This is a genomic window from Nocardia sp. NPDC059240, from assembly GCF_042753865.1.
In the GTDB taxonomy this organism is placed as follows: Bacteria; Actinomycetota; Actinomycetes; order Mycobacteriales; family Mycobacteriaceae; genus Nocardia.
This window is the reverse complement of sequence record NZ_JBHZAC010000015.1, coordinates 93,010-111,876: the sequence shown is the minus strand read 5'-3', so window position 1 is coordinate 111,876 and position 18,867 is coordinate 93,010. Positions and strand designations below refer to the sequence as shown.

19 protein-coding genes and 3 tRNA genes are annotated in these 18,867 nt (G+C 65.9%); 8 read left to right on the top strand and 14 right to left on the bottom strand.

Translation table 11 applies throughout. The features are described from left to right. Window positions 1–390 precede the first annotated feature (390 nt). The gene (locus ACFXHA_RS39410; protein WP_379365490.1) at window positions 391–723 is read left to right on the top strand and encodes a hypothetical protein; all 333 of its coding nucleotides are present in this window, start codon (window positions 391–393) and stop codon (window positions 721–723) included. A gap of 18 nt (window positions 724–741) precedes the next feature. Here ACFXHA_RS39410 and ACFXHA_RS39405 read toward each other — a convergent pair whose 3' ends face one another. The 3 genes from ACFXHA_RS39405 to ACFXHA_RS39395 all read right to left on the bottom strand — a co-directional run bounded on the left by ACFXHA_RS39405 (window position 742) and on the right by ACFXHA_RS39395 (window position 2,874). Next, window positions 742–1,227: a hypothetical protein gene (locus ACFXHA_RS39405; protein ID WP_379365488.1), complete on the bottom strand. Its 486-nt coding sequence runs from the start codon at window positions 1,225–1,227 to the stop codon at window positions 742–744. Window positions 1,228–1,231: 4 nt separating this feature from the next. Beyond that, window positions 1,232–2,269 carry a TerC/Alx family metal homeostasis membrane protein gene (locus ACFXHA_RS39400; protein ID WP_379365486.1) on the bottom strand — a complete coding sequence of 346 codons (1,038 nt, stop codon included), beginning with the start codon at window positions 2,267–2,269 and terminating at the stop codon, window positions 1,232–1,234. A 176-nt stretch (window positions 2,270–2,445) separates the two neighbouring features. Beyond that, the gene (locus tag ACFXHA_RS39395) at window positions 2,446–2,874 is read right to left on the bottom strand and encodes a nitroreductase family deazaflavin-dependent oxidoreductase (RefSeq protein WP_379365484.1); all 429 of its coding nucleotides are present in this window, start codon (window positions 2,872–2,874) and stop codon (window positions 2,446–2,448) included. A 131-nt stretch (window positions 2,875–3,005) separates the two neighbouring features. Between ACFXHA_RS39395 and ACFXHA_RS39390 the strand changes: the two genes are divergently transcribed. Both ACFXHA_RS39390 and ACFXHA_RS39385 read left to right on the top strand, forming a co-directional pair. Next, window positions 3,006–3,383, top strand: a complete 378-nt coding sequence (locus tag ACFXHA_RS39390) for a DUF4234 domain-containing protein (protein ID WP_379365482.1) — start codon at window positions 3,006–3,008, stop codon at window positions 3,381–3,383. 124 nt (window positions 3,384–3,507) lie between these two features. Beyond that, a tRNA-Ile gene (locus tag ACFXHA_RS39385) sits at window positions 3,508–3,581 on the top strand. A 7-nt stretch (window positions 3,582–3,588) separates the two neighbouring features. On the opposite strand, the gene ACFXHA_RS39380 is transcribed toward ACFXHA_RS39385, so the two are convergent. Both ACFXHA_RS39380 and ACFXHA_RS39375 read right to left on the bottom strand, forming a co-directional pair. Continuing rightward, window positions 3,589–4,596: an AraC family transcriptional regulator ligand-binding domain-containing protein gene (locus tag ACFXHA_RS39380; RefSeq protein WP_379365480.1), complete on the bottom strand. Its 1,008-nt coding sequence runs from the start codon at window positions 4,594–4,596 to the stop codon at window positions 3,589–3,591. Between the two features lie 119 nt (window positions 4,597–4,715). Beyond that, window positions 4,716–5,045: a hypothetical protein gene (locus ACFXHA_RS39375; RefSeq protein WP_379365478.1), complete on the bottom strand. Its 330-nt coding sequence runs from the start codon at window positions 5,043–5,045 to the stop codon at window positions 4,716–4,718. A gap of 123 nt (window positions 5,046–5,168) precedes the next feature. Here ACFXHA_RS39375 and ACFXHA_RS39370 point away from each other — a divergent pair, with 123 nt between their 5' ends. Beyond that, window positions 5,169–5,714: a GNAT family N-acetyltransferase gene (locus tag ACFXHA_RS39370; RefSeq protein WP_379365476.1), complete on the top strand. Its 546-nt coding sequence runs from the start codon at window positions 5,169–5,171 to the stop codon at window positions 5,712–5,714. Between the two features lie 42 nt (window positions 5,715–5,756). On the opposite strand, the gene ACFXHA_RS39365 is transcribed toward ACFXHA_RS39370, so the two are convergent. Continuing rightward, window positions 5,757–5,828: transfer RNA gene (locus ACFXHA_RS39365), tRNA-Trp, on the bottom strand. A 32-nt stretch (window positions 5,829–5,860) separates the two neighbouring features. Next, window positions 5,861–5,934 (bottom strand) — tRNA-Ala (locus ACFXHA_RS39360). A gap of 405 nt (window positions 5,935–6,339) precedes the next feature. Between ACFXHA_RS39360 and ACFXHA_RS39355 the strand changes: the two genes are divergently transcribed. Then, a complete protein-coding gene (locus ACFXHA_RS39355) occupies window positions 6,340–8,856 on the top strand; it encodes a (Fe-S)-binding protein (protein ID WP_379365474.1) in 2,517 nt (838 codons plus the stop codon). Between the two features lie 127 nt (window positions 8,857–8,983). On the opposite strand, the gene ACFXHA_RS39350 is transcribed toward ACFXHA_RS39355, so the two are convergent. After that, window positions 8,984–9,466, bottom strand: a complete 483-nt coding sequence (locus tag ACFXHA_RS39350; RefSeq protein ID WP_379365472.1) for a GNAT family N-acetyltransferase — start codon at window positions 9,464–9,466, stop codon at window positions 8,984–8,986. 195 nt (window positions 9,467–9,661) lie between these two features. Here ACFXHA_RS39350 and ACFXHA_RS39345 point away from each other — a divergent pair, with 195 nt between their 5' ends. Continuing rightward, on the top strand, window positions 9,662–10,561 hold the full coding sequence (locus tag ACFXHA_RS39345) for a tyrosine-protein phosphatase (RefSeq protein ID WP_379365470.1): 900 nt from the start codon (window positions 9,662–9,664) through the stop codon (window positions 10,559–10,561). 88 nt (window positions 10,562–10,649) lie between these two features. Here the strand turns inward: ACFXHA_RS39345 and ACFXHA_RS39340 are convergent, their stop codons facing one another. From ACFXHA_RS39340 to ACFXHA_RS39320, 5 genes are all read right to left on the bottom strand, one after another. After that, the gene (locus ACFXHA_RS39340; RefSeq protein ID WP_379365468.1) at window positions 10,650–11,195 is read right to left on the bottom strand and encodes a hypothetical protein; all 546 of its coding nucleotides are present in this window, start codon (window positions 11,193–11,195) and stop codon (window positions 10,650–10,652) included. Between the two features lie 67 nt (window positions 11,196–11,262). Next, a complete protein-coding gene (locus ACFXHA_RS39335; protein WP_379365466.1) occupies window positions 11,263–12,189 on the bottom strand; it encodes an SDR family oxidoreductase in 927 nt (308 codons plus the stop codon). Continuing rightward, window positions 12,189–13,715, bottom strand: a complete 1,527-nt coding sequence (locus ACFXHA_RS39330) for a flavin-containing monooxygenase (RefSeq protein WP_379365464.1) — start codon at window positions 13,713–13,715, stop codon at window positions 12,189–12,191. The genes ACFXHA_RS39335 and ACFXHA_RS39330 overlap by 1 nt, the downstream gene beginning before the upstream one ends. 13 nt (window positions 13,716–13,728) lie before the next feature. After that, entirely contained in the window at window positions 13,729–14,793 is a 1,065-nt protein-coding gene (locus tag ACFXHA_RS39325; RefSeq protein ID WP_379365662.1) for a PDR/VanB family oxidoreductase, read from the bottom strand. A 146-nt stretch (window positions 14,794–14,939) separates the two neighbouring features. Next, window positions 14,940–15,833, bottom strand: coding sequence for a metal-dependent hydrolase (locus ACFXHA_RS39320; protein ID WP_379365462.1), 894 nt, complete (start codon window positions 15,831–15,833; stop codon window positions 14,940–14,942). 98 nt (window positions 15,834–15,931) lie between these two features. Here ACFXHA_RS39320 and ACFXHA_RS39315 point away from each other — a divergent pair, with 98 nt between their 5' ends. Together ACFXHA_RS39315 and ACFXHA_RS39310 are read left to right on the top strand one after the other, a co-directional pair. Then, window positions 15,932–16,546 carry a TetR/AcrR family transcriptional regulator gene (locus tag ACFXHA_RS39315; RefSeq protein ID WP_379365460.1) on the top strand — a complete coding sequence of 205 codons (615 nt, stop codon included), beginning with the start codon at window positions 15,932–15,934 and terminating at the stop codon, window positions 16,544–16,546. Between the two features lie 97 nt (window positions 16,547–16,643). Continuing rightward, window positions 16,644–18,401 carry an AMP-dependent synthetase/ligase gene (locus ACFXHA_RS39310; protein ID WP_379365458.1) on the top strand — a complete coding sequence of 586 codons (1,758 nt, stop codon included), beginning with the start codon at window positions 16,644–16,646 and terminating at the stop codon, window positions 18,399–18,401. On the opposite strand, the gene ACFXHA_RS39305 is transcribed toward ACFXHA_RS39310, so the two are convergent. Further along, a complete protein-coding gene (locus tag ACFXHA_RS39305; RefSeq protein ID WP_379365456.1) occupies window positions 18,398–18,814 on the bottom strand; it encodes a PaaI family thioesterase in 417 nt (138 codons plus the stop codon). The two genes, ACFXHA_RS39310 and ACFXHA_RS39305, sit on opposite strands and share 4 nt — an antisense overlap. Window positions 18,815–18,867 lie beyond the last annotated feature (53 nt).

The window sequence follows — 18,867 nt, the reverse complement described above, 5'->3', positions numbered from 1 at the left end:
CCGGCGTAGCTTTCGCTGTACCTCGCGGTCGGAGGGGCCGTGATACAGGGGGAGGAGGCCATGATGTTCGGCATCGCAATCTTTGTCATCATCATGATCGCGCTGGTCGGGGTCGCCAGCAGTATTGCCGGTGGTGGGTCCGATCATCGGCGCAGGCGCGACAGGAGCTGGGGTTACGGCGGCGGCGACTGGGGCGGATCCAGCGACAGTGGTGGGTCCGACGGGGGCAGCGGTTGTGGCGGCGGTAGCAGCTGCGGGGGCGGTAGTAGCGGCTGCGGTGGTGGCAGTAGCGGGTGCGGTGGTGGCAGTAGCGGGTGCGGCGGGGGCAGTAGTTGCGGCGGTGGAGGTTGCGGCGGGGGCAGCAGCTAGCGCAGGCAGGGGAGGGAACCTGTGATCGAGACCGTATTCAAGACGATCAGCCTGGTGATCGGCGTCGGGATCATCGCCGTCAGCGTGATCACGATCATCGTGGCCCATTTCCAGACATCTGCTCGGCCGCGTCGCCGACATCGCCACCGGGTGTGGAGTTTCGGCGCATCCGGCTGGACCGGTCATGTCGGGGGTGGCAGCGGCGGCTGCAGTGGTGGCGGGCAGAGCCACGGTTGCGGCGGCGGCCATAGCGGCTGCGGCGGCGGCCACGGCGGATGCGGGGGTGGAAGCTCCTGCGGCGGTGGAGGTTGCGGCGGCGGCGGATGTGGCGGTGGTGGAGGAGGCGGCAGCTAGCCCGATCCGATGGGTCGGTCAGCCCGCCCGCAGCGCAGCCTCGATGGAGTGGACCCGTTCCGCCGGGATACCCCACGGATGATCCACTCCGACAACGCTATCCAGATCCCACAGCACACATTTCTCACCCGGCTGCGCCACGAACGACCAGGCCACCACGGTCCGCCCCAACTGATCGGCCATCGGATCCCCCGACCCGCTGCCTTCGCCGTCGGGGAAATGATGCAGGAACCTGCCGTACGCGCTGTCGCAGAACCGCGCATACCGCTTGGTGCACAAGATCAGCCCGTGCCAAGCCTCATCCACCGCATGCGACGGCATCCCGATCACCTGATCGTCCCGCATAGCGGCCCCGCAGCACCGCAACCATTGCCGCAGGCCGGTTTCCACCAGCTCCCGAGGCTGCCACGGCGACGTTTTGAACACGGCGTCGGGGAGCTCCAACTCCGCCACGACCCGATTGATCTGTTCGGGCCGTGGCGGCCGGGAACGGTTCAGCAGCATGGTTTCAGGCTACGTTGCTGTCCTCGGGAGTTTCCTGGTTGCGGGTGGCGGCGAGGCTGGTGAGGGTCACCGTGGTGAGGACCACCACGATCACCAGGAGTGAAGCGAGGGTGGGGATTTGGGGGACGCCGTTCCAGATGCCGTGGGCCCAGTGCAGGACCAGTTTCACGCCGATGAAGGCGAGGATGGCGGCGAGGCCGTAGGCGAGGTGGACCAGGCGGGAGAGGGCGGCGTGCAAGACGAAGTAGAGGGCGCGCAGGCCGAGTAGGGCGAAAGCGTTGGTGGCGAAGACCAGGAACGGGTCGCCGGTGACGCCGTAGACCGCGGGGACCGAGTCGACGGCGAAGACGACGTCGGTGGCCATGACGGCCGCCACGACCAGGGCCAGCGGGGTCAGGGCGCGGCGCATCTTCGACGGCTGGGCCGGATCTTGTTCGCGCACCACCATTTTGGTGCCCTGGTAGTCGTCGGTGACCGGCCAGAAGCGGCGCAGCAGGCGCACCGACTTCATGGTGGAGATATCGACGTCCTGTTCGTGCCCGCTCAGTGCGTCGGCCAGCAGTTTGACGGCGGTGACCAGCAGGATCAGGCCGAACAGCAGGAATGCCCAGTCGAGGCTGGCCAGGGCGGCCGCGCCCAGCGCGATGAAGATGCCGCGCAGCACCAGCGCGCCGGCGATGCCGTACAGCAGCACCCGCTGGGCGAGTGCGGCCGGAACCGCGAAGGCCGACAGCAGCAGCATGAAGATGAACAGGTTGTCCACCGACAGCGACTTCTCCAGCAGATACCCGGTGAAGAACTCGGTGGCCGGGGTGGAGCCGTTGTTGATCCACAGGAACACGCCGAACACGACCGGTAGCGCGATGTAGAAGACGGTCCAGCCGATCGCCTCCCGCATCGACACCTCATGCGGGCGGCGGGTGAGCGCGAAGTCGAAGATCAGCAGGGCCAGCACCACCACGATGGTGCCGCCCCACAACCAGGGCGTGCCGACGGTGTCGATGCTGGGGGAACTTGCGAGAACGGACAGGGTAGGACTCATTGGACCTCCTCGGGCAGGGAAAACCAGCCGAGGTCTCCTTCACCCATGTCCGTGGGCGATCACCCGGGGGACGCGACGGCGCGGCCCGTACTGACCGGAATGATTCTTGGGAAGTACTCCCCTCTAGCCCGAGAGGATAGTCGACCCTTACCTGTCGCGTCCAGTCGAAACCCGAATCAGCGCGGCGTGAGCACTACCACAGCAATCGGGCGCGTCGTCATAGTCTGATACTGCGCGTACCGGCCCTGATTCACCTTGTCCGCGAGCTCGAACCGCCGCGCATAGTCCGGATCGTCCGGATAGGTGGCCGTCGCGGTGACCGGTATCCGTTTGGTACCGACCTGAATCTCACAGTCTCCCTTGGCCTTCACATTGGCCAGCCAGCCCGGCGGTCGAGGCGAGCCGCCATTGGAGGCGGTCACCAGGTAGGCGTCGCCGTCCTTGGCGTAGGTCAGCGCATTGGTCCGCTGCTGTCCCGTCTTCCGCCCGACGGTCCGCAGCAGCAGGGTGGGGTTACCGAACAGCAACTTGTGTCCGACCAGCCCGTTGCTGTTCTCGTAGAGCCATTGATGTCCCCGCAACACGTTCACGAACAGATTCGCCATCGTTCCTCCTGCGATCGTGGTCGGCACCCACATTAACGCTTCACGATCCGGTCACGATCTTGTGGATACGTTTCCCGGGCACCCTGGTTCGGGGAATCGAATTCCGCATCACAACAAAAGGATTCATCAGCATGACCACCGCCCTCGCCACGCCGATCAAGCCTCGCAACCCGGTGCTGGTGTGGCTCGTCTGGCCGCTCATCACCCTCGGCATCTACTTCCTGGTCTGGTACTACAAGATCCACAAGGAGATGGCCGAACTCCGTCGCGACCCCGAGGCCCCCGTCGCCGGCCCCCTCCTGGTCATGATCTTCCTGTCCTGGACCGGCATCGCCGCCATCATCAGCTTCTGGCGCACCGGCACCCGCATCCGCCAGACCCAGGAAGCCGCCGGCCTCGAAGGCACCTGCCAGCCCATCCTCGGCTTCCTCCTCAACTTCCTCTTCGGCCTCGGCGTCCTCTACTACCAGCTCGAACTCAACAAGATCGCCGACCACCCCGCCTACTGACCCCCGCCGTGTCGTGCCCCCTTCCCCGGGGCAGGACACTCCCATCCCCCCATTCCCCCGAGTCAAGTAGGCATTCCCACCCCCCTCGCGATATCATCGCGACGCCCGCGCGCAAGCGCGGTCCGGGGCGGTAGCTCAGTCGGTTAGAGCCGTGGACTCATAATCCATTGGTCGCGGGTTCGAGCCCCGCCCGCCCCACTTGTAATCACCTGTCGGCCATGGGGGTTCGGTCGGCGGGGGGTGCGGTGTTCCAGCGTTGGGTGGCGCGGCGGGCGGAGCGGGGGTCTGCGTAGCCGAGTAAGGCTGCTTGGTCGGAGTCGGGGGCGGCGGATTCGTAGCGGGTTCGGCGGGCGCGGTCCAGTTCGGTGCGCCAGGTGGTGCCGTGGTCGGCTAGGCGGCGTTGGAGGGTGCGGCGGCTCAGGAAGAGGCGGCGGGCTACGGCGTCGACTGTGGCTGAATTGTCTTCGAGGGCAGTGGATATCACTATGGCGAGGTGGTCGAGCCAGGTGGTGGCCTGCGGGGGTGGGGTGGGGGTGGATGCTGCCACTCGTTGGAGGAGGGCCGCTAGGTTCGGGTCGGCGGTGTGTAGGGGGAGGTTGAGGTCCGACTTGCGGAGGGTGAGGCTGTCCACGGGGGCGTCGAAATCGATGGCGGTGGTGCCGAGCGATGCGATCATGCCGGCGTGGCGGCGGGGTGCGGACTGTCGGAATGCGACTCGGACCGGGTTTACCGCGATGCCGGTGGCTAGGCGGCCTCGGGCCAGCAATGCGGCTGTGCCCCATTGCATGGCGAGGTCCTTGCCGCGGCCCTCGCCGTTGATCATGGTGATCTCGAAGCTGACCTCGTCCTCGGTTTCGGGGCCCGGCTCGAAATGGAAGTTGGTGCTGATCGCGCCGATGAAGGGGCCTACCGTTGCCAGTCCGGCGCCGAGGGTGGGTGCGGTGGAGAAGAGGTAGTCGTGTAATCCGGCCTCGCCCATGACATATCGGTCGGCGATGTGCATGGCGGTGTCCTCACCGCCGAGTTCGTGCTCCACCACTTCCCAGGTGCGCAGGTAGATGCCGCTCGGGGTGCGGACGCTGCCGTCGGTGGTCTGCCACTCGGACAGTCCGCAGTCCCGGGCGACGCGCTCGCGCTCCACCCCGGCCCCGAGTGCGTGACGCAGCACCGTCCGCGGCAACAGCACAGTGTCGGTCGTTTCCGCCGCCACCATCGAACACTCCAAACGCCACCGGGTCTCGCCGCGCAGCCCATTTCGGGTGGGCCGCGTCGGCAAGTATTTCCCAGTTTCGGCGAATGCGCCTCTTCAGGCGTCGCCGTCGCTCGGCGGCGTCAGATGGTCCAGGTCATCGGGTAATTGATGATCGGCCGCTCGAACTTCCCTCCGATCGCCTCCATCTCCCCACGCGCGACCACAGCCATCAACTTCAGGTCATCCATCTGCTTCGCATGCTCTTCGGAATCCCACACGCTGATCTGCACCGTGGACCCATCCGGCGAAACACCCGTGAACCAGTGCAGCAGCCCCGGCAACTCTTTGATCGCCGGCACCAGATAATCCGCCTGCTTCCTGATCAGAGCCTCGAACTCCGCATAGTTGCCGGGCTCGAAACTCGCTCGGCCGACCCGCACAACAGCGGTTTCCGGCAAGGACTCGGTCATAGTGATCCCTTCGATCGGATTCGAATCCAACCGAGCATTCCCGACCGTCCTGGCAGTTCACTGGCAGCATCCGAGACTGGTCGTACGCACCTGAATGCCCTGCGAGTCAACTAGATTGGGATGGTGGCGGCCTATACGGACTTCCCGGCGAGTCTTTCGACCGAGCGGCTGCGGCTGCGGCGGTGGCTTCCCTCCGACGCGGAGGAATACCGTGCGATGTGGATGGAGCGGGATGCGCGATCCGTCCGCAGTTTCGACGCGGCCGGGCGGCCGACCGTCGAAGAAGTGCGAGACCGGTTGCGAGCCAACCCTCTTACGGCTGCTCCGGGGCTCGGCCTACTCCCTATCGAGCTGCTGGCCACCGGCGAGTTCATCGGCTATTGCGGACTGACCATCGGCGAGGCGTCCTTCGACGAACCGGAGATAGCCTACGAACTCGCCCGGTGGGCGCACGGGAATGGATACGCCACCGAAGCGGGCCGGGCAGTCGTCGAGGCTGCCGCGGCAACGGGGCGGCGGCGTTTGTGGGCTACGGTGCGCGACTGGAATGCCGCGTCGTTCCGCGTCCTGGAAAAGATCGACTTCTACAAGAGTGGCCGCATCACCCCGAATCCGGTCCGGGGCAACTCGATCTGGATGACCCGCGAACTCACGTCGCAACTCGGATAGCCGCCGCACCCCGTACCGACGAGAAGTGGCTGGAATGTGTTGCACGCATGGCAGGACTCGAACCTGCGACGTCCGGTTTTGGAGACCGTCGCTCTGCCGCTGAGCTACAGGCGTAAGTGGGTACCGCGCTCTGCGGCGCGGTTGCGTGGACCAACCGGGATTTGAACCCGGAACCTACTGTGTGCAAAACAGTTGCTCTGCCAATTGGAGCTACTGGCCCAACGAAAAAGGCCGTTCCGTCGGCGGTGAATCCGCCGGGAACGGCCCGTGTGAAGGGTCTGAAAACCCTTACGGACCGTCTAGGCGATCACCGGCGACGTGCCACCACGCGAGCGTGGTATCCGCGATCCCGGTCATTGCCATTCCTTCCGTTGTTGTTGTGTCTCAACGTTAACAGCGCCTGTGTCGGGGCGGTACTGAATTTATTGGGGCCGGTCTGGAGGCTGGGGACGAACACCGTAATCCTCATATGCGCTCTGCCGCAAGGGTGTTCATGTCATAGCCCGACAGGGTGGACTCGGGCCCGCCGGCGATGTCATGATGCAGACAACAGCGTAAGTTACTGGCGGGTAGCATCGATCTGGTTTGTGGCCGGTGCTGCTCGGGCCGGGGGGAGGTCGGGATCGTGAGTACCACGACGGTCGTATTGGGGATCATCGGTGCAGTCGTCACCCTGCTGAGTTGGGGGACGCTGGCCATCGGGCTGGGGCGGATGGTTCGCGTCCTGCGGGCGGGGCAGGCGGATCGGTCGCGGCTGCGGCCGGTGCTGCCGCGGGCGAAAACCGTTGTCGTGGAGGTGATCGCGCATACCCGGATGAGCAAGTTCCGATCCGTGGGCTGGGCGCACTGGCTGGTGATGACCGGGTTCCTGGTCGGGATGCTCTTCTACTTCGAGTCGTACGGGCAGACGTTCGACCCGGAATTCCACTGGCCGATCGTGGGGGAGACCGCCGGATACCGGCTGCTGGAGGAAATATTCAGCCTGGCCACGGTGATCGGGATCGTGGCGCTGATCGCCATCCGCCAGCTGAACCATCCGCGGCGTCCGGAGCGACTCTCCCGGTTCGCCGGGTCGAACTTCGTCGCCGCGTACATCATCGAATTGATCGTGCTCACACATGGTTTCGGCGATGTGCTCGTCAAAGCCGGAAAGATCGCCACCTACGGCGGCGGGCACGCCTCGACCGATCCGTTCACCCTGCAGGTCGCCCGCCTGCTGCCCGCCAGTCCGGTGCTGATCTCGGTCTTCGCCTTCGTCAAAATGCTTGCAGGCGCGGCATTCCTCTACCTCATCGGCCGCAAGCTCACCTGGGGTGTTGCGTGGCACCGGCTTTCGGCATTCGTCAATATCTACTTCAAGCGTGAGGACGACGGTTCGGTCGCGCTGGGTGCGGCCAAGCCCATGATGTCCGGCGGCAAGAACCTGGACATGGACTCCGCAGATCCGGACGTGGATACCTTCGGCGTCGGCAAGGTCGAGGATTTCACCTGGAAAGCGTTGCTCGACTTCACCACCTGCACCGAATGCGGGCGCTGCCAGTCCCAATGTCCGGCCTGGAACACCGGAAAACCATTGTCTCCCAAGCTGTTGATCATGTCGCTGCGTGACCACACCTATGCCAAGGCTCCGTATCTGCTGGCTCATGGTGACGAGGACAAGCTGTCGGATTCGGAACGCGCCGAGGGAGAACGAGCCTTGGTCGCGCCCGCACAGGGCGGAGAGTCCGGCGGCATCATCGATCCGGAAGTCCTGTGGTCGTGCACCACGTGTGGTGCGTGCGTCGAGCAGTGCCCGGTGGATATCGAGCATGTCGATCACATCATCGATATGCGCCGCTACCAGGTGTTGATCGAGTCGGAGTTCCCGTCCGAGCTCGCGGGTCTGTTCAAGAACCTGGAGAACAAGGGCAACCCGTGGGGTCAGAACTCCAAGGACCGGTTGAACTGGATTTCCGAGGTCGACTTCGAGGTCCCCGTCTACGGCCGTGACGCCGACAGCTTCGACGGGTATGAGTACCTGTTCTGGGTCGGCTGCGCGGGTGCGTATGAAGACCGCGCCAAGAAGACCACCAAGGCTGTGGCCGAGTTGTTGGCGACCGCGGGCGTGAAGTTCATGGTGCTCGGTCAGGAAGAGACCTGCACCGGTGACTCGGCGCGTCGTGCGGGCAACGAGTTCTTGTTCCAGCAGTTGGCGATGCAGAACATCGAGTTGTTGAACACCGTGTTCGAGGGTGTGGAGGCGTCGAAGAAGAAGATCGTCGTCACCTGTGCGCACTGCTTCAACGCCCTGAACAACGAGTACCCGCAGGTCGGTGGCAGCTACGAGGTCGTGCATCACACCCAGTTGCTCAACCGCCTGGTGCGGGCGAAGTCGTTGGTGCCGGTGTCGCCGGTGGCGCAGAACGTCACCTATCACGACCCGTGCTACCTGGGTCGGCACAACAAGATCTACAACGCGCCGCGTGAGTTGATGGAAGCCTCCGGCTCGACCCTGGTCGAGATGCCGCGTCACGGTGAGCGTTCCATGTGCTGTGGTGCCGGTGGCGCCCGCATGTGGATGGAGGAAAACCTCGGCAAGCGCATCAACGTCGACCGCGTCGACGAAGCATTGGACACGCTCAAGGGCGGCAACGAGCCGTCGATGATCGCGACCGGCTGCCCGTTCTGCCGCGTGATGCTGACCGATGGTGTGACCGCGCGTAAGGATGGTGGCGAGGTCGGCCAGGGTGTCGAGGTCGTCGACGTGGCGCAGTTGATGCTGCAGTCGATCGCCCGTGTCGAGGCGTCGGTCCTGACGGAGAACTTGAAGGTTGTTCAGACCCCGAAGGTCGAAGAGCCGGAACCGGTTTCCGAACCGGAGCCGGTCAAGGCCGAGGCTGCTGTCGCCGAGGCTGTGGTCGAGGCGCCGAAGGCGGCTCCGGCCGGTGGCGGTCTGGGTATGAAGGGTGGCTTGAAGGCCCCCGGTGGTAAGGGTCTGGCCATGAAGGGCGGCCTCAAGGCCCCTGGTGGCAAGGGGCTGCAGATGAAAGGGGCGGCGAAGGCTCCGGGGGCGAGGTCTGCGGCAGCGTCCGAGGCCGCTGGATCAGCCGAAACTGGCACGGGCGCATCGGCTTCGGAGGCTGCCGGGAAGGCGTCCGGGTAGCGCCGCGCGGCTGTTCGCGACGAGAGCCCAGGGCTGGACTCAAGATCAGGGAGTTCTCACTGCGGAATTTTGTCCGGATCACCTCCATGAGAACTCCCTGATCTTGGAATGTTCGGGGTGGCTGGTGTCATGTGAGGTCGATGCGGTAGTGGCGGGCTGGGCCGAGTGGGGTGGTTCGGATGCCTTGTAGGACACCGCTGTTGCGTTCGATGGTGCGGATCGAGGCGAGGTTGTCGGGGGCGCAGACGAGGGCGACTTGGGTGAGGCCGAGGGAGTGGGCTTCGGGGAGGATTGCTGCGAGGGCCCAGGAGGCTGTGCCTTGGCGGCGGGCGGTGGGGCGGATGCCGTAGCCGATGTGGCCGAGGCCGGTGTCGTAGTGGCGGAGGGCTATGCCGCCGAGGATGCGATCGGCGTCGAGGATCCAGCGGTAGGTGCAGGTGATGGGTGGGGTGGTGAGGGTGGCGACCCAGGTGGCGAAACCGGTTGGGGAGGTGACGTCGTCGGAGTGCTGGAGGCCGAAGCCGTCTTCGTGATGGCCGGGGCCCCATTCCGTGTGTGCCTCGAGCCATGCGGCGTGCAGCCGGGTGGTGGGTTCGACCAGGATTGGCATGGCATCTGTCTAGTCGGGGATCGGCGGAAACCATATATGTTTCCCGCCGTTCCGGGTTTCCGAAGTGCCGCTGGACTGTTCGCCGCGCGATTGCTTTCGGTTCATATGCCGCCGATATACCTGTCGCGATCTATTTGTGGCACCCGCAGTCACGGAGTGTGGCTGCGGGTGTTGCGCGTGAACAGGAGTTTGTAGGTGTCAGTTTCAGTGCGGCGCAGTGGAATCGTTGTCATGATCGCCGCGGGTCTGCTCGCGTCTCCGATGGTCGGTTCGGTCGTGGCCGATTCGGCGATGCTGGGGATGCCGGTCGCGTCGGCGAAGCCCCATCACGAGCAGGGTGCGGACGCGCCCCGGTTGGCGAGCGTCGTCAACTTCCGTGACCTCGCCGGAACCGGTGAGGGCTACCGTGGCCAGGGCAATCATCACCTGAACAAGGGTGTGTTCTACCGCTCGAATGCGTTGACTCCCAATGACGCCGATCTGGCCACCCTCAATGGCCTGCACCTGGGTTCGGTGTTCGATCTGCGCAGCGCCGACGAGATCGCGCAGAAGGCCGACCGGGTGCCCGCGGGCGCGGCTTACGTCAATATCCCGATCCTGGGCGGGAATTTGTCCAGCAGTACCCCGAATCTCACTTCCCCGGACGTGGCGAAGAAATTCATGCAGGATCTCAACCGCTCCTTCGTCGCCGATGCCGGTGAACGCGGGAAGTTCGCCGAGCTGCTCACCCAGCTGGCCGATCAGGATGGTCCGGCCGTATTCCATTGCACCGCAGGCAAGGACCGCACCGGCTGGACGGCCTTCCTGCTGCAGAGCATCGCCCGCGTCGATAGTTCGACCATCATGAGCGACTACCTGCTCAGCAACGACTACCTCGCGGCCACGAATTCGGCCACGCTGGCACAGATCAAGGCCGCGAAGGGCGATGCGGCAGCGGCGATCTACGCCCCGCTGCTCGGCGTCGACCGCAGCTACCTGCAGGCTGGCATCGACCAGCTCGACAGCCAGTACGGCTCCGTCGAGAAGTACCTGAAGGAGGGCCTCGGCCTGAAGGGCAAGACCATCGAACAGTTGCGGGACAAGCTGATCAAATAACACGATCCGTCGGCGGAGGCATCGGCACCGACGCCTCCGCTATCCGGCGTGACCTCCTGTTCACCCGACCCGCAAGGGAATCGAATGCCTAGGACACCGCGCCGATGAAGCCGCCGATGGCCGCACCGATGGCGCAGCCGACGATCGCGCCGACCAGGAAGAACCAGATTCCGATCACGATGCCGACCAGGCAGCCGACCACTGCGCCGGCGAGGATCGCGCCGCCGTCCGCATCGGCGTTGTGCATGAACGGCAGATCCTGGGCGCTGGTCGCGGCCACCGCCGGGCCGCCCACCGGGGTGAGGGTCAGCGAGGTGTCACTGTTCAATGTGGGTGAGACCTGCAGGATCTGGCCGGTGTCGGCCGCGGTGAGCGTCATCGGGATCGACCCGACGAGGGTGCCGTCGTCACCGACGACCTGTACCGCGTCCGGTGCGAGCACGAAATGGCCGGAGGCCAGCGTGATCAGGGCATTGGAGTGGTCGGCCGCCAGCGTGGTGGTGTAGCCGACCTGGCCATCCATCGCATTGAGGGTGACATCCGCGAGCCCCGCCTCGCCGTGTGCCGTCGCCATGGTGATGCCCGTGGCCGCGATGGCGAACACCGTTGTCGCCATCATCTTCTTGGTGAACATTTCCGTATCCGATCCGTCCGGGAGGGTTCCTTTGTCGTCCCCCCGACGAACGGCACCGGATGTGAGATCAATAATGCGCCTCAACCCGGCCCGTGTCCATGGGCATAATCGCTGATGAGGCGGGTTTTCCGAGGCTGCGGCGCTCGACTTCGCGTAGGAGTGCGTGCACTCGCGGATCATGCGCGAGGCCGTAATCGAGCACCGTGTTGATCACTCCGCGCAGCATTGCGTACGGCCCCCACGCCCGCGGTGAGATCGACTGTGCCGCACGCGCTTCGATGGCATCGGCGAGTGTCCGTGCGGCCTGCGCGGCACTGATGCGGGTATTCAGCGGCCACGGCAGCAGCGCCTCGATGCGGCGACCGAGATCGTCCCGGTCGAGGGTCGCCTGCGTCATCTCGGTGTCGACGATCCCGAAATACGCGACCCCGGCCGAGGCCCCGTGCGCCGCGAGCTCGACCCGCAGCGCCCGCCCCAACTGCTCGACTGCCGCCTTGCTGATCATGTACGGCGCGCCACCCATACCCGGCGCGAACGCGGCACACGAGGACACGACCGCGACATGCCCACGCGCGGCGATGATGTGGTCCAGCGCCGGGTGCACGGTATTGAACACCCCGGTGAGATTGATATCGAGCACGCGGTCGAAATCCGCAGGCGCGATGGTGCGCAGGGTCGCGGGCCGCGGCACCACACCGGCATTGGCCACCACGATGTCGAGGTGCCCGAAATAGGCGACCACCTGGGGAATCGCCTCGGCCATGGCGGCCCGGTCGGAGACGTCGGCGATGACCGGCAGCGCTCGTTCACCCAATTCGGCGGCCAGCGAGGTGGCGGCCACGGCATCGACATCGACAATGGCGACCGACGCGCCTCGCCGGTACAGGATGGCGGCGAGTTCGCGGCCGATCCCCTGACCTGCCCCGGTGATCAGCGCGACCCTGCCTGCGGGACGGAACGGTCCGGGGCCGGGGAGACAGCGCGGCGTGGACATCAGCGGCTCATTTCTGTGATCGCGGCTTCGGTTGTCATCAGATAGGACTCGGCGTCGAAGCGCCTGGTGCGCCTGCGGTATTCGAAGCTCCAGTTCGGATACAGCCCGGCATTGCGGCCGTCGGCGGTGGTGTAGTAGCTCTGGCAGCCGCCGGTCAGCCAGACGCTGTCGGCGCTGCGGCGGTCCATCTCGTCGAGGAAGTCGTCCTGCACCTCCGGACGCAGTTCGACTCGGCTGATTCCCTTGTCGCGCATCGTTTTCAACGCATCGACGATGTAGGCGATCTGCGATTCGATCATGTAGATGGCGGACTGGTTCCCGGCCGCCCCGAACGGCCCGAGGGTGCAGAAGAAGTTGGGGAACCCGGCCACGGTCGCGCCCAGATAGCTTTGCGGCTCAAGGTGATACAGCTGCGCGATGGACTGCCCGTGCCGGCCCACATAGCGCTGATAGGCAGAGGGGATCGAGGTGAATCCGGTGCCGTAGATGATGGTGTCGACCGGATGCTCGGTGCCGTCGCGCAGCACGATCGAACGCTCGCGCACCTCGGCGATGGCCTCGGTGACGACCTCGACATTCGGCCGATCCAGCGCGGGCAGATAGGCATCGGAGAAGATGGCACGTTTGCAGCCGATCACATAGTCGGGTGTCAGCGTCGCGCGCAGGGCGGGATCGCGCACCTGCCGCAGCAGCTGTAGCCGGCCGAGCGCCTCATAGGGATGCCGGAACCGCTTGTCCACCAAGGAGATCAGACCGAAACCTTCGATTGCCGCGTACCAGCCGCCCCGGATCGCCTTCTGGGCGAGTGGAATCCGTCGCAGCAATGACCGTTCCACGCCGAGCGTGGGCCGGTCCAGGCGTGGCACGATCCACGGCGCGGACCGCTGGAACAACAGCAGTCGCCCGACCAGCGGCTGGATCTCCGGCACGAACTGCACCGCCGACGCGCCGGTGCCGATCACCGCCACCCGCTCACCGGTCAGGTCATGATCGTGATCCCAGTGCAGGGAGTGGAATGCCTTGCCCTCGAACCGATCCAGTCCGGGCAGCTCGGGGTACTTCGCGTCGGCGAAGATGCCCGCCGCCGAGATCAGGATGTCGGCGGTGAGGTCGCCGCGCGCGGTCCGCACCTGCCACACCGAGTGCCGGTCATCCCACCGCGCGTCCAGCAGTTCCGCGCCGAACCTGATGTGCCGCAACACATCATGGTCCCGGGCCACACGTTGCAGATACTCCAGAATCTCCGGCTGCCGCCCATAGGTGCGCGACCAGTCCGGATTCGGTGCGAACGAGTAGCTGTACAACTGTGACGGCACATCGCACGCGCAGCCGGGATAGGTATTGGCCCGCCAGGTCCCGCCGAGATCGTCCGCCCGCTCGAGAATCACCAGATCCTCGTACCCGGCTTCGCGCAGTTTGACCGCCAGCCCGATGCCCCCGAACCCGGCCCCGACGATCGCGATGTGGACGTGCTCGGTCGAGTCCGAATCCGAGTGCGGCACAGTTGTTTCCGTGTGAGTCGACATGAATCTTCCTGGTTCAGAGATCGAGCACGAGCGAGTCGCCCGCAGCACGGGACACGCACAGCAGCATCCGGTCGGTCCGATCGGCGGCGGTGAGGAGTCGATCGCGGTGATCCACCGCACCGGCGCGCACCCCGACCTTGCAGGTTCCGCAGAAGCCTTGGCGGCAGGAGTAATTCACGTCCGGCGCGACCCGCTGCACGGCGGCCAACGCGGTTTCCTCCGCGCCGACGTGCACGGTCCGGCCGCTGCGCGCGAGAGTGATATCGAACGGCCGCCCGTCGACCACCGGTGATGCCGAGAACCGTTCCGTATGCAGCGATCCCGTCGGATCCAGCGCGAATCGGCACCGCTGCGCCGCCGCCAGCATCGTGGGCGGACCGCATACGTAGACGGCCGCACCCGGCTCGGCCCGCGCGATCAACGCCGCCACATCGGGCGGCCCGAACTCGTCATCGGGCCGAATCTCCGCCTGCGGCAACTCGTCCAGAAACGGCATCGACTCCCGTGACCGCCCGGTGTACACCAGCTTTCCGCGTGCCCCTGCCGCCCGCACCATGGGCAACATCGGCGTGATCCCGATCCCGCCCGCCAGAAACAGATACGACGGTGCCTGCACCAACGTAAAAGCATTGCGCGGACCGCGAATTCGCACCCGATCCCCGACCCACAACGCCTCGTGCACCTCCCGAGACCCGCCCTCGCCGCCCGGAATCAACCGCACCGCAATCCGATACCGCAGCCGATCGTTCGGATCCCCGCACAGCGAGTACTGCCGCTGCCGCCCCGACGGCAGAAACACATCCACATGCGCTCCCGGCCGCCAACTCGGCAGCTCGCCCCCACCGGCCGCCCGCAATGTCACCGCCAGCACATCCGCCACCGGCCGCTCCAGCCTCTCGACCACGGTCGCGATCTCGAACCCACTGCGCCGCACCGGATTGGCCGGAGACAACACTGGCGCCGCCACACCGCTCACGAACACCCGCTTGTAGACATCCATCACCCCACCCAGCACCCGAAGCCCGATGGGCTGAGCAGCCGCACGTCGCGTCGGCCCTGCGAGTGACCCGCCCGCCATCCCCGCGTGTTCTTGGCCAGGATCCACACCACCAGCGTGGATTCCGGCCACGAGCACGCCGGAATGACGAGGTGCATGGTCGCGCGCGAGGTTCCGTGCCCGGTCGGCGGCGCTGTCGGTGCTCGTGCCAGAGGGGCGATCCGTGCTCATTCGGCCGCCGCCCGGGCTGCGGGGGAGTGGGCGAGGTAGCGGAGGGCGGTGTCCATCGGGCCCAGTTGGGATGGGTGGAAGCCCGGGCGTAGGTAGCGGGGGATCTCGGTGAAGAAGACTGTCCAGCTGGGGATTACTCCGCGGCGGGTCGCGCTCAGGAATTGGCGGCCCCAGAAGCGGCCCTTGTCCGGTGACGGGTCCTTTCGGTAGAGGTAGCCCGCCGACAGGATGAACAGGGGTAGCAGTGTCGCGCTGGCCAGCACGCCGGTGCGGGCCTTGCGCAGGTAGCCGCCATCGAGATGCATGTACGCGTCGTAGACCACGCTGCGGTGTTCGACCTCTTCGGCGCCGTGCCAGCGGACCAGGTCCAGCATGGCCGGATGCATGCCCTTGGTCTCCAAGATGTCGGCTTCGAGCAGCCATTCGCCGAGAACGGCCGTGTAGTGCTCCATCCCGGCGAACAGCCCGAGTCGCTCTTTGAGCCACTGCTCCTTGGCTCGCCCGGTCAGCCCGTGATCGCCGAGGATCCGGTCGACCAGCCAGGCAACACCTTTCACATACGAGTCGACGTCGAGGCCGAGCGCCTGCAGGTGCTGCCGCGCCGCTTCGTGGCTGGCCGCGTGCATGGACTCCTGCCCGACGAACCCGGTCACTTCCTCGCGGAGCCGCTCGTCGTCGATATAGGGGAGCGCCTCGGAAAGTGCCTGCGCCATGGCCCTTTCACCCTCCGGCAGCACCAGGTGCATGACGTCGACGATATGGGTGGCCAGCACCTCGCCCGGAATGTAGTGCAGCGGAACGGATTCGAAGTCGAAGTGGACGTCGCGGGCGGCAATGGCGTGTGCCTCGTCGCCGTAATGGCGCTTCGTTGCGCCAGCCTTCTCAGCCATGCAGGAACCGTACAGCGCAACAAATTCGATTGCAATGTTGCAGCAACAAATCGCATGAGATTGTTGCAACCGGTCGTTCGCCTGCTAGCGTGGATCCGGTGACGACCGCCTCGAAAACCCCGCTGACCCGCACGGATGCCGCCGATGACATCGAGACGCGCATCCTCGACGCGGCGCTGGTGCAATTCCAGAAGGTCGGCGTCAAGAAGACGACCATCGAGGATGTGGCCAAGCAGGCCGGCGTCGACCGGGTGACCGTCTACCGGCGCCTGGGTTCCCGCGACGGTCTCGTGCAGGCCGTGGTCGGCCGCGAGGTCGCCACCTTCCTGGCCGAACTCACCGGCATCCCGGACCGGCACACCGATCTCGGCGGTCTGGTCGCCGAGGTCTTCGTGACCGTCATCACGCGCTGGCGCGCACATCCGCTGGTGGAGCGCCTGCTCGCCGTCGAGCCCGAGCGAATCCTGGTGAAGCTCACCGTCGATGGCGAGGGTGTCTTCGCCATGTCCGTGGCCGCCACCGTGGCAATCCTCGGCCGGGCTGCCGCCGCGGGATTGTTCGAGGCCCCGTCCGACCTGGCCACGCGGGCCGAAATCGGCTGCCGCGTGGTGCATTCGATGATCCTGGTGCGGGGTGGGTTGGCCGATCTCGAAACCCCGGACGAGCTGGCCGAATTCGCGCGTTCGTACCTGGTGCCGATCATTGCCGGGTAGCCGCGGACGCCCGTTTTGCCCTACCCCTACGTAACCGTACGTTTGCTCTGAGTATGCTGACCTAGCGATTCGATCCAACGAGGGAGCGACCGAGGTCATGACAGCTGTACCCGCGACCATGTGCGAGGCCTTCCAGGCCACCATTGCCCGCAACCCGGAGGCGATCGCCGTGCGCACCGCGGGCGACGGGGTCACCATGACCTTCGGGCAATGGGGTGCGCGGGCACGGGAGCTGGCCGGCGGGTTCGCGGCGCTCGGCGTCGGGCGCGGCTCGAAGGTCGCGCTGATGATGACCAATCGGCCCGAGTTCTATCCGGTGGACACCGCGGTCGTGCATCTGGGCGGGGTGCCGTTCTCCATGTACAACACCTCCTCGCCCGAGCAGATCCATCATTTGCTGAGCGATTCCGGAGCCACCGTCGTGGTGTGCGAGACGCAGTTCCTGCCCGTCATCGAGCAGGGCCGCCAGGGCACCGACGTCCGCTTCATCGTCTGCCTCGACGGCGAGGGCGGCATGAGCCTCGACGAACTGGCCGCCGCGGCCGATCCCGGCTTCGACTTCGAATCCTCCTGGCGCGCAGTGCGACCCGAGGATGTGCTGACCCTCATCTACACCTCCGGCACCACCGGAGCGCCCAAAGGTGTGCAGCTCACGCACGCCAATCTGGTGGCCATGGTGGACGCCAGCATCCGGCTCGCCGACGCCACCGAGCAGGAGCGGGTGCTGTCGTTCCTGCCGTCCGCGCACATCGCGGACCGCTGGTCGGCGCTGTATCTGTGCATGGCACTGGGCAATACCATCACCACCGTGGCCGACCGGGCGGGATTCGCTCCGGGGCTGGCGGATTGCCGCCCGACGCTGCTCGGGGCGGTGCCGCAGGTGTGGCAGAAGCTGCGCACGGGGATCGAGGAGAAGCTGGGGGAGGCCACCGGGGCCAAGGCTGCGCTGGCGAACTGGTCGGTGGCCGTCGGCCGCCGGTACTCCGATGCCCGGCTCGACGGCAACCATATCGGGGTGGCGTTGCGGACCCAGCATGCGATCGCGGATCGACTGGTGCTGTCCAAGATTCGCCGGACGTTGGGGCTCGACAACCTCAAGATCGCCATCTCCGGCGCGGCACCCGTGTCGCCCGAATTGCTGCGCTGGTTCAACGGTTTCGGCATCGAGGTCAGCGACGCGTGGGGCATGAGCGAGGTGTCCGGCATGGGGTCGATCTGCCCGCCGGGGCGGCTGAAGATGGGCACCGTCGGAAAGCCGTTGGACGGCTTGGAAGTTCACATCGCCGACGACGGTGAAGTGCTGGTGCGTGGGCCGCTGGTGATGAAGGGCTACCTGAATCGGCCCGAGCAGACCGCCGAGGTGATCGACGCCGACGGCTGGCTGCACACCGGCGATATCGGCGACCTCGACTTCGACGGCTACCTGCGAATCGTCGACCGCAAGAAGGAACTCATCATCAATGCCGGTGGCAAGAACATGTCACCGGCCACCATCGAGAACTGGGTGAAGGCCTTCAGTCCCCTGGTGGCGCAGGCGATCGCGGTGGGAGACAACCGCAAATACAATGTCGCGCTCATCGCACTGGATCAGGACGCCGTCGCCGGATTCGCCGAAAAGCACGGGCTGGCAACCGATCCCGTCACGCTGGCCGCGCACCCCGAGATCGAGGTGATGATCGGCGCGGCCGTCACCGCCGCCAATGCCAAGCTGTCGCGCGTCGAACAGATCAAGAAGTTCCGCATCGTGCCCGAATTCTGGCAGCCCGGCAGTGACCTGCTCACCCCCACGATGAAGCCGCGCCGCAAGCCGATTCACGCCCGCTACGCGACCCTCATCGAAGAGCTGTACGCCTAGAGCACGGCCTGGGTCTGGGTCACCTTGGCGACGAGTTTGCCCGCGTCGTCACGGATCTCGGTTTCCACCACGATGAAACTGCGCCCGGCATGCAGCGGCGTCGCGGTCGCGGTGGCATGACCCGAACGCAGGGCGCGCACGAAATTCGTCTTGGACTCCACCGTGGTCGTACCCTGCGCACCCTCGGGCAGATTCAGGAAGGCGCACACCGCGGCCGTGCCATCGGCCAGCGACATCAGTGCGCCACCGTGCATGGAACCGCCCAGCGTGCACAGGTTCTCGCGCCACCCCAGCCGGCTGCGCACCAGCTCCGGACCACACTCGAGCACCTCGACCCCGAGTCCCTCGGTGAACGGCATGGTGGCGAACAGCTGCGTACCCACCGGGTCGGTGGTGATCTCCGTGTCGGTCATGAGACCGACTCTGCCCCACACCCAGCCGCGAGTCGATTACCTCGCGGGTAATG

Coding starts and splice junctions, on each gene's coding strand:
- ACFXHA_RS39390 (WP_379365482.1), top strand. CDS start 3,006: ATGACCACCGCCCTCGCCACGCCGATCAAGCCTCGCAACCCGGTGCTG.
- ACFXHA_RS39335 (WP_379365466.1), bottom strand. CDS start 12,189: ATGTCCACGCCGCGCTGTCTCCCCGGCCCCGGACCGTTCCGTCCCGCA.
- ACFXHA_RS39395 (WP_379365484.1), bottom strand. CDS start 2,874: ATGGCGAATCTGTTCGTGAACGTGTTGCGGGGACATCAATGGCTCTAC.
- ACFXHA_RS39320 (WP_379365462.1), bottom strand. CDS start 15,833: ATGGCTGAGAAGGCTGGCGCAACGAAGCGCCATTACGGCGACGAGGCA.
- ACFXHA_RS39340 (WP_379365468.1), bottom strand. CDS start 11,195: ATGTTCACCAAGAAGATGATGGCGACAACGGTGTTCGCCATCGCGGCC.
- ACFXHA_RS39375 (WP_379365478.1), bottom strand. CDS start 5,045: ATGACCGAGTCCTTGCCGGAAACCGCTGTTGTGCGGGTCGGCCGAGCG.
- ACFXHA_RS39310 (WP_379365458.1), top strand. CDS start 16,644: ATGACAGCTGTACCCGCGACCATGTGCGAGGCCTTCCAGGCCACCATT.
- ACFXHA_RS39305 (WP_379365456.1), bottom strand. CDS start 18,814: ATGACCGACACGGAGATCACCACCGACCCGGTGGGTACGCAGCTGTTC.
- ACFXHA_RS39380 (WP_379365480.1), bottom strand. CDS start 4,596: ATGGTGGCGGCGGAAACGACCGACACTGTGCTGTTGCCGCGGACGGTG.
- ACFXHA_RS39405 (WP_379365488.1), bottom strand. CDS start 1,227: ATGCTGCTGAACCGTTCCCGGCCGCCACGGCCCGAACAGATCAATCGG.
- ACFXHA_RS39325 (WP_379365662.1), bottom strand. CDS start 14,793: ATGGCGGGCGGGTCACTCGCAGGGCCGACGCGACGTGCGGCTGCTCAG.
- ACFXHA_RS39330 (WP_379365464.1), bottom strand. CDS start 13,715: ATGTCGACTCACACGGAAACAACTGTGCCGCACTCGGATTCGGACTCG.
- ACFXHA_RS39400 (WP_379365486.1), bottom strand. CDS start 2,269: ATGAGTCCTACCCTGTCCGTTCTCGCAAGTTCCCCCAGCATCGACACC.
- ACFXHA_RS39350 (WP_379365472.1), bottom strand. CDS start 9,466: ATGCCAATCCTGGTCGAACCCACCACCCGGCTGCACGCCGCATGGCTC.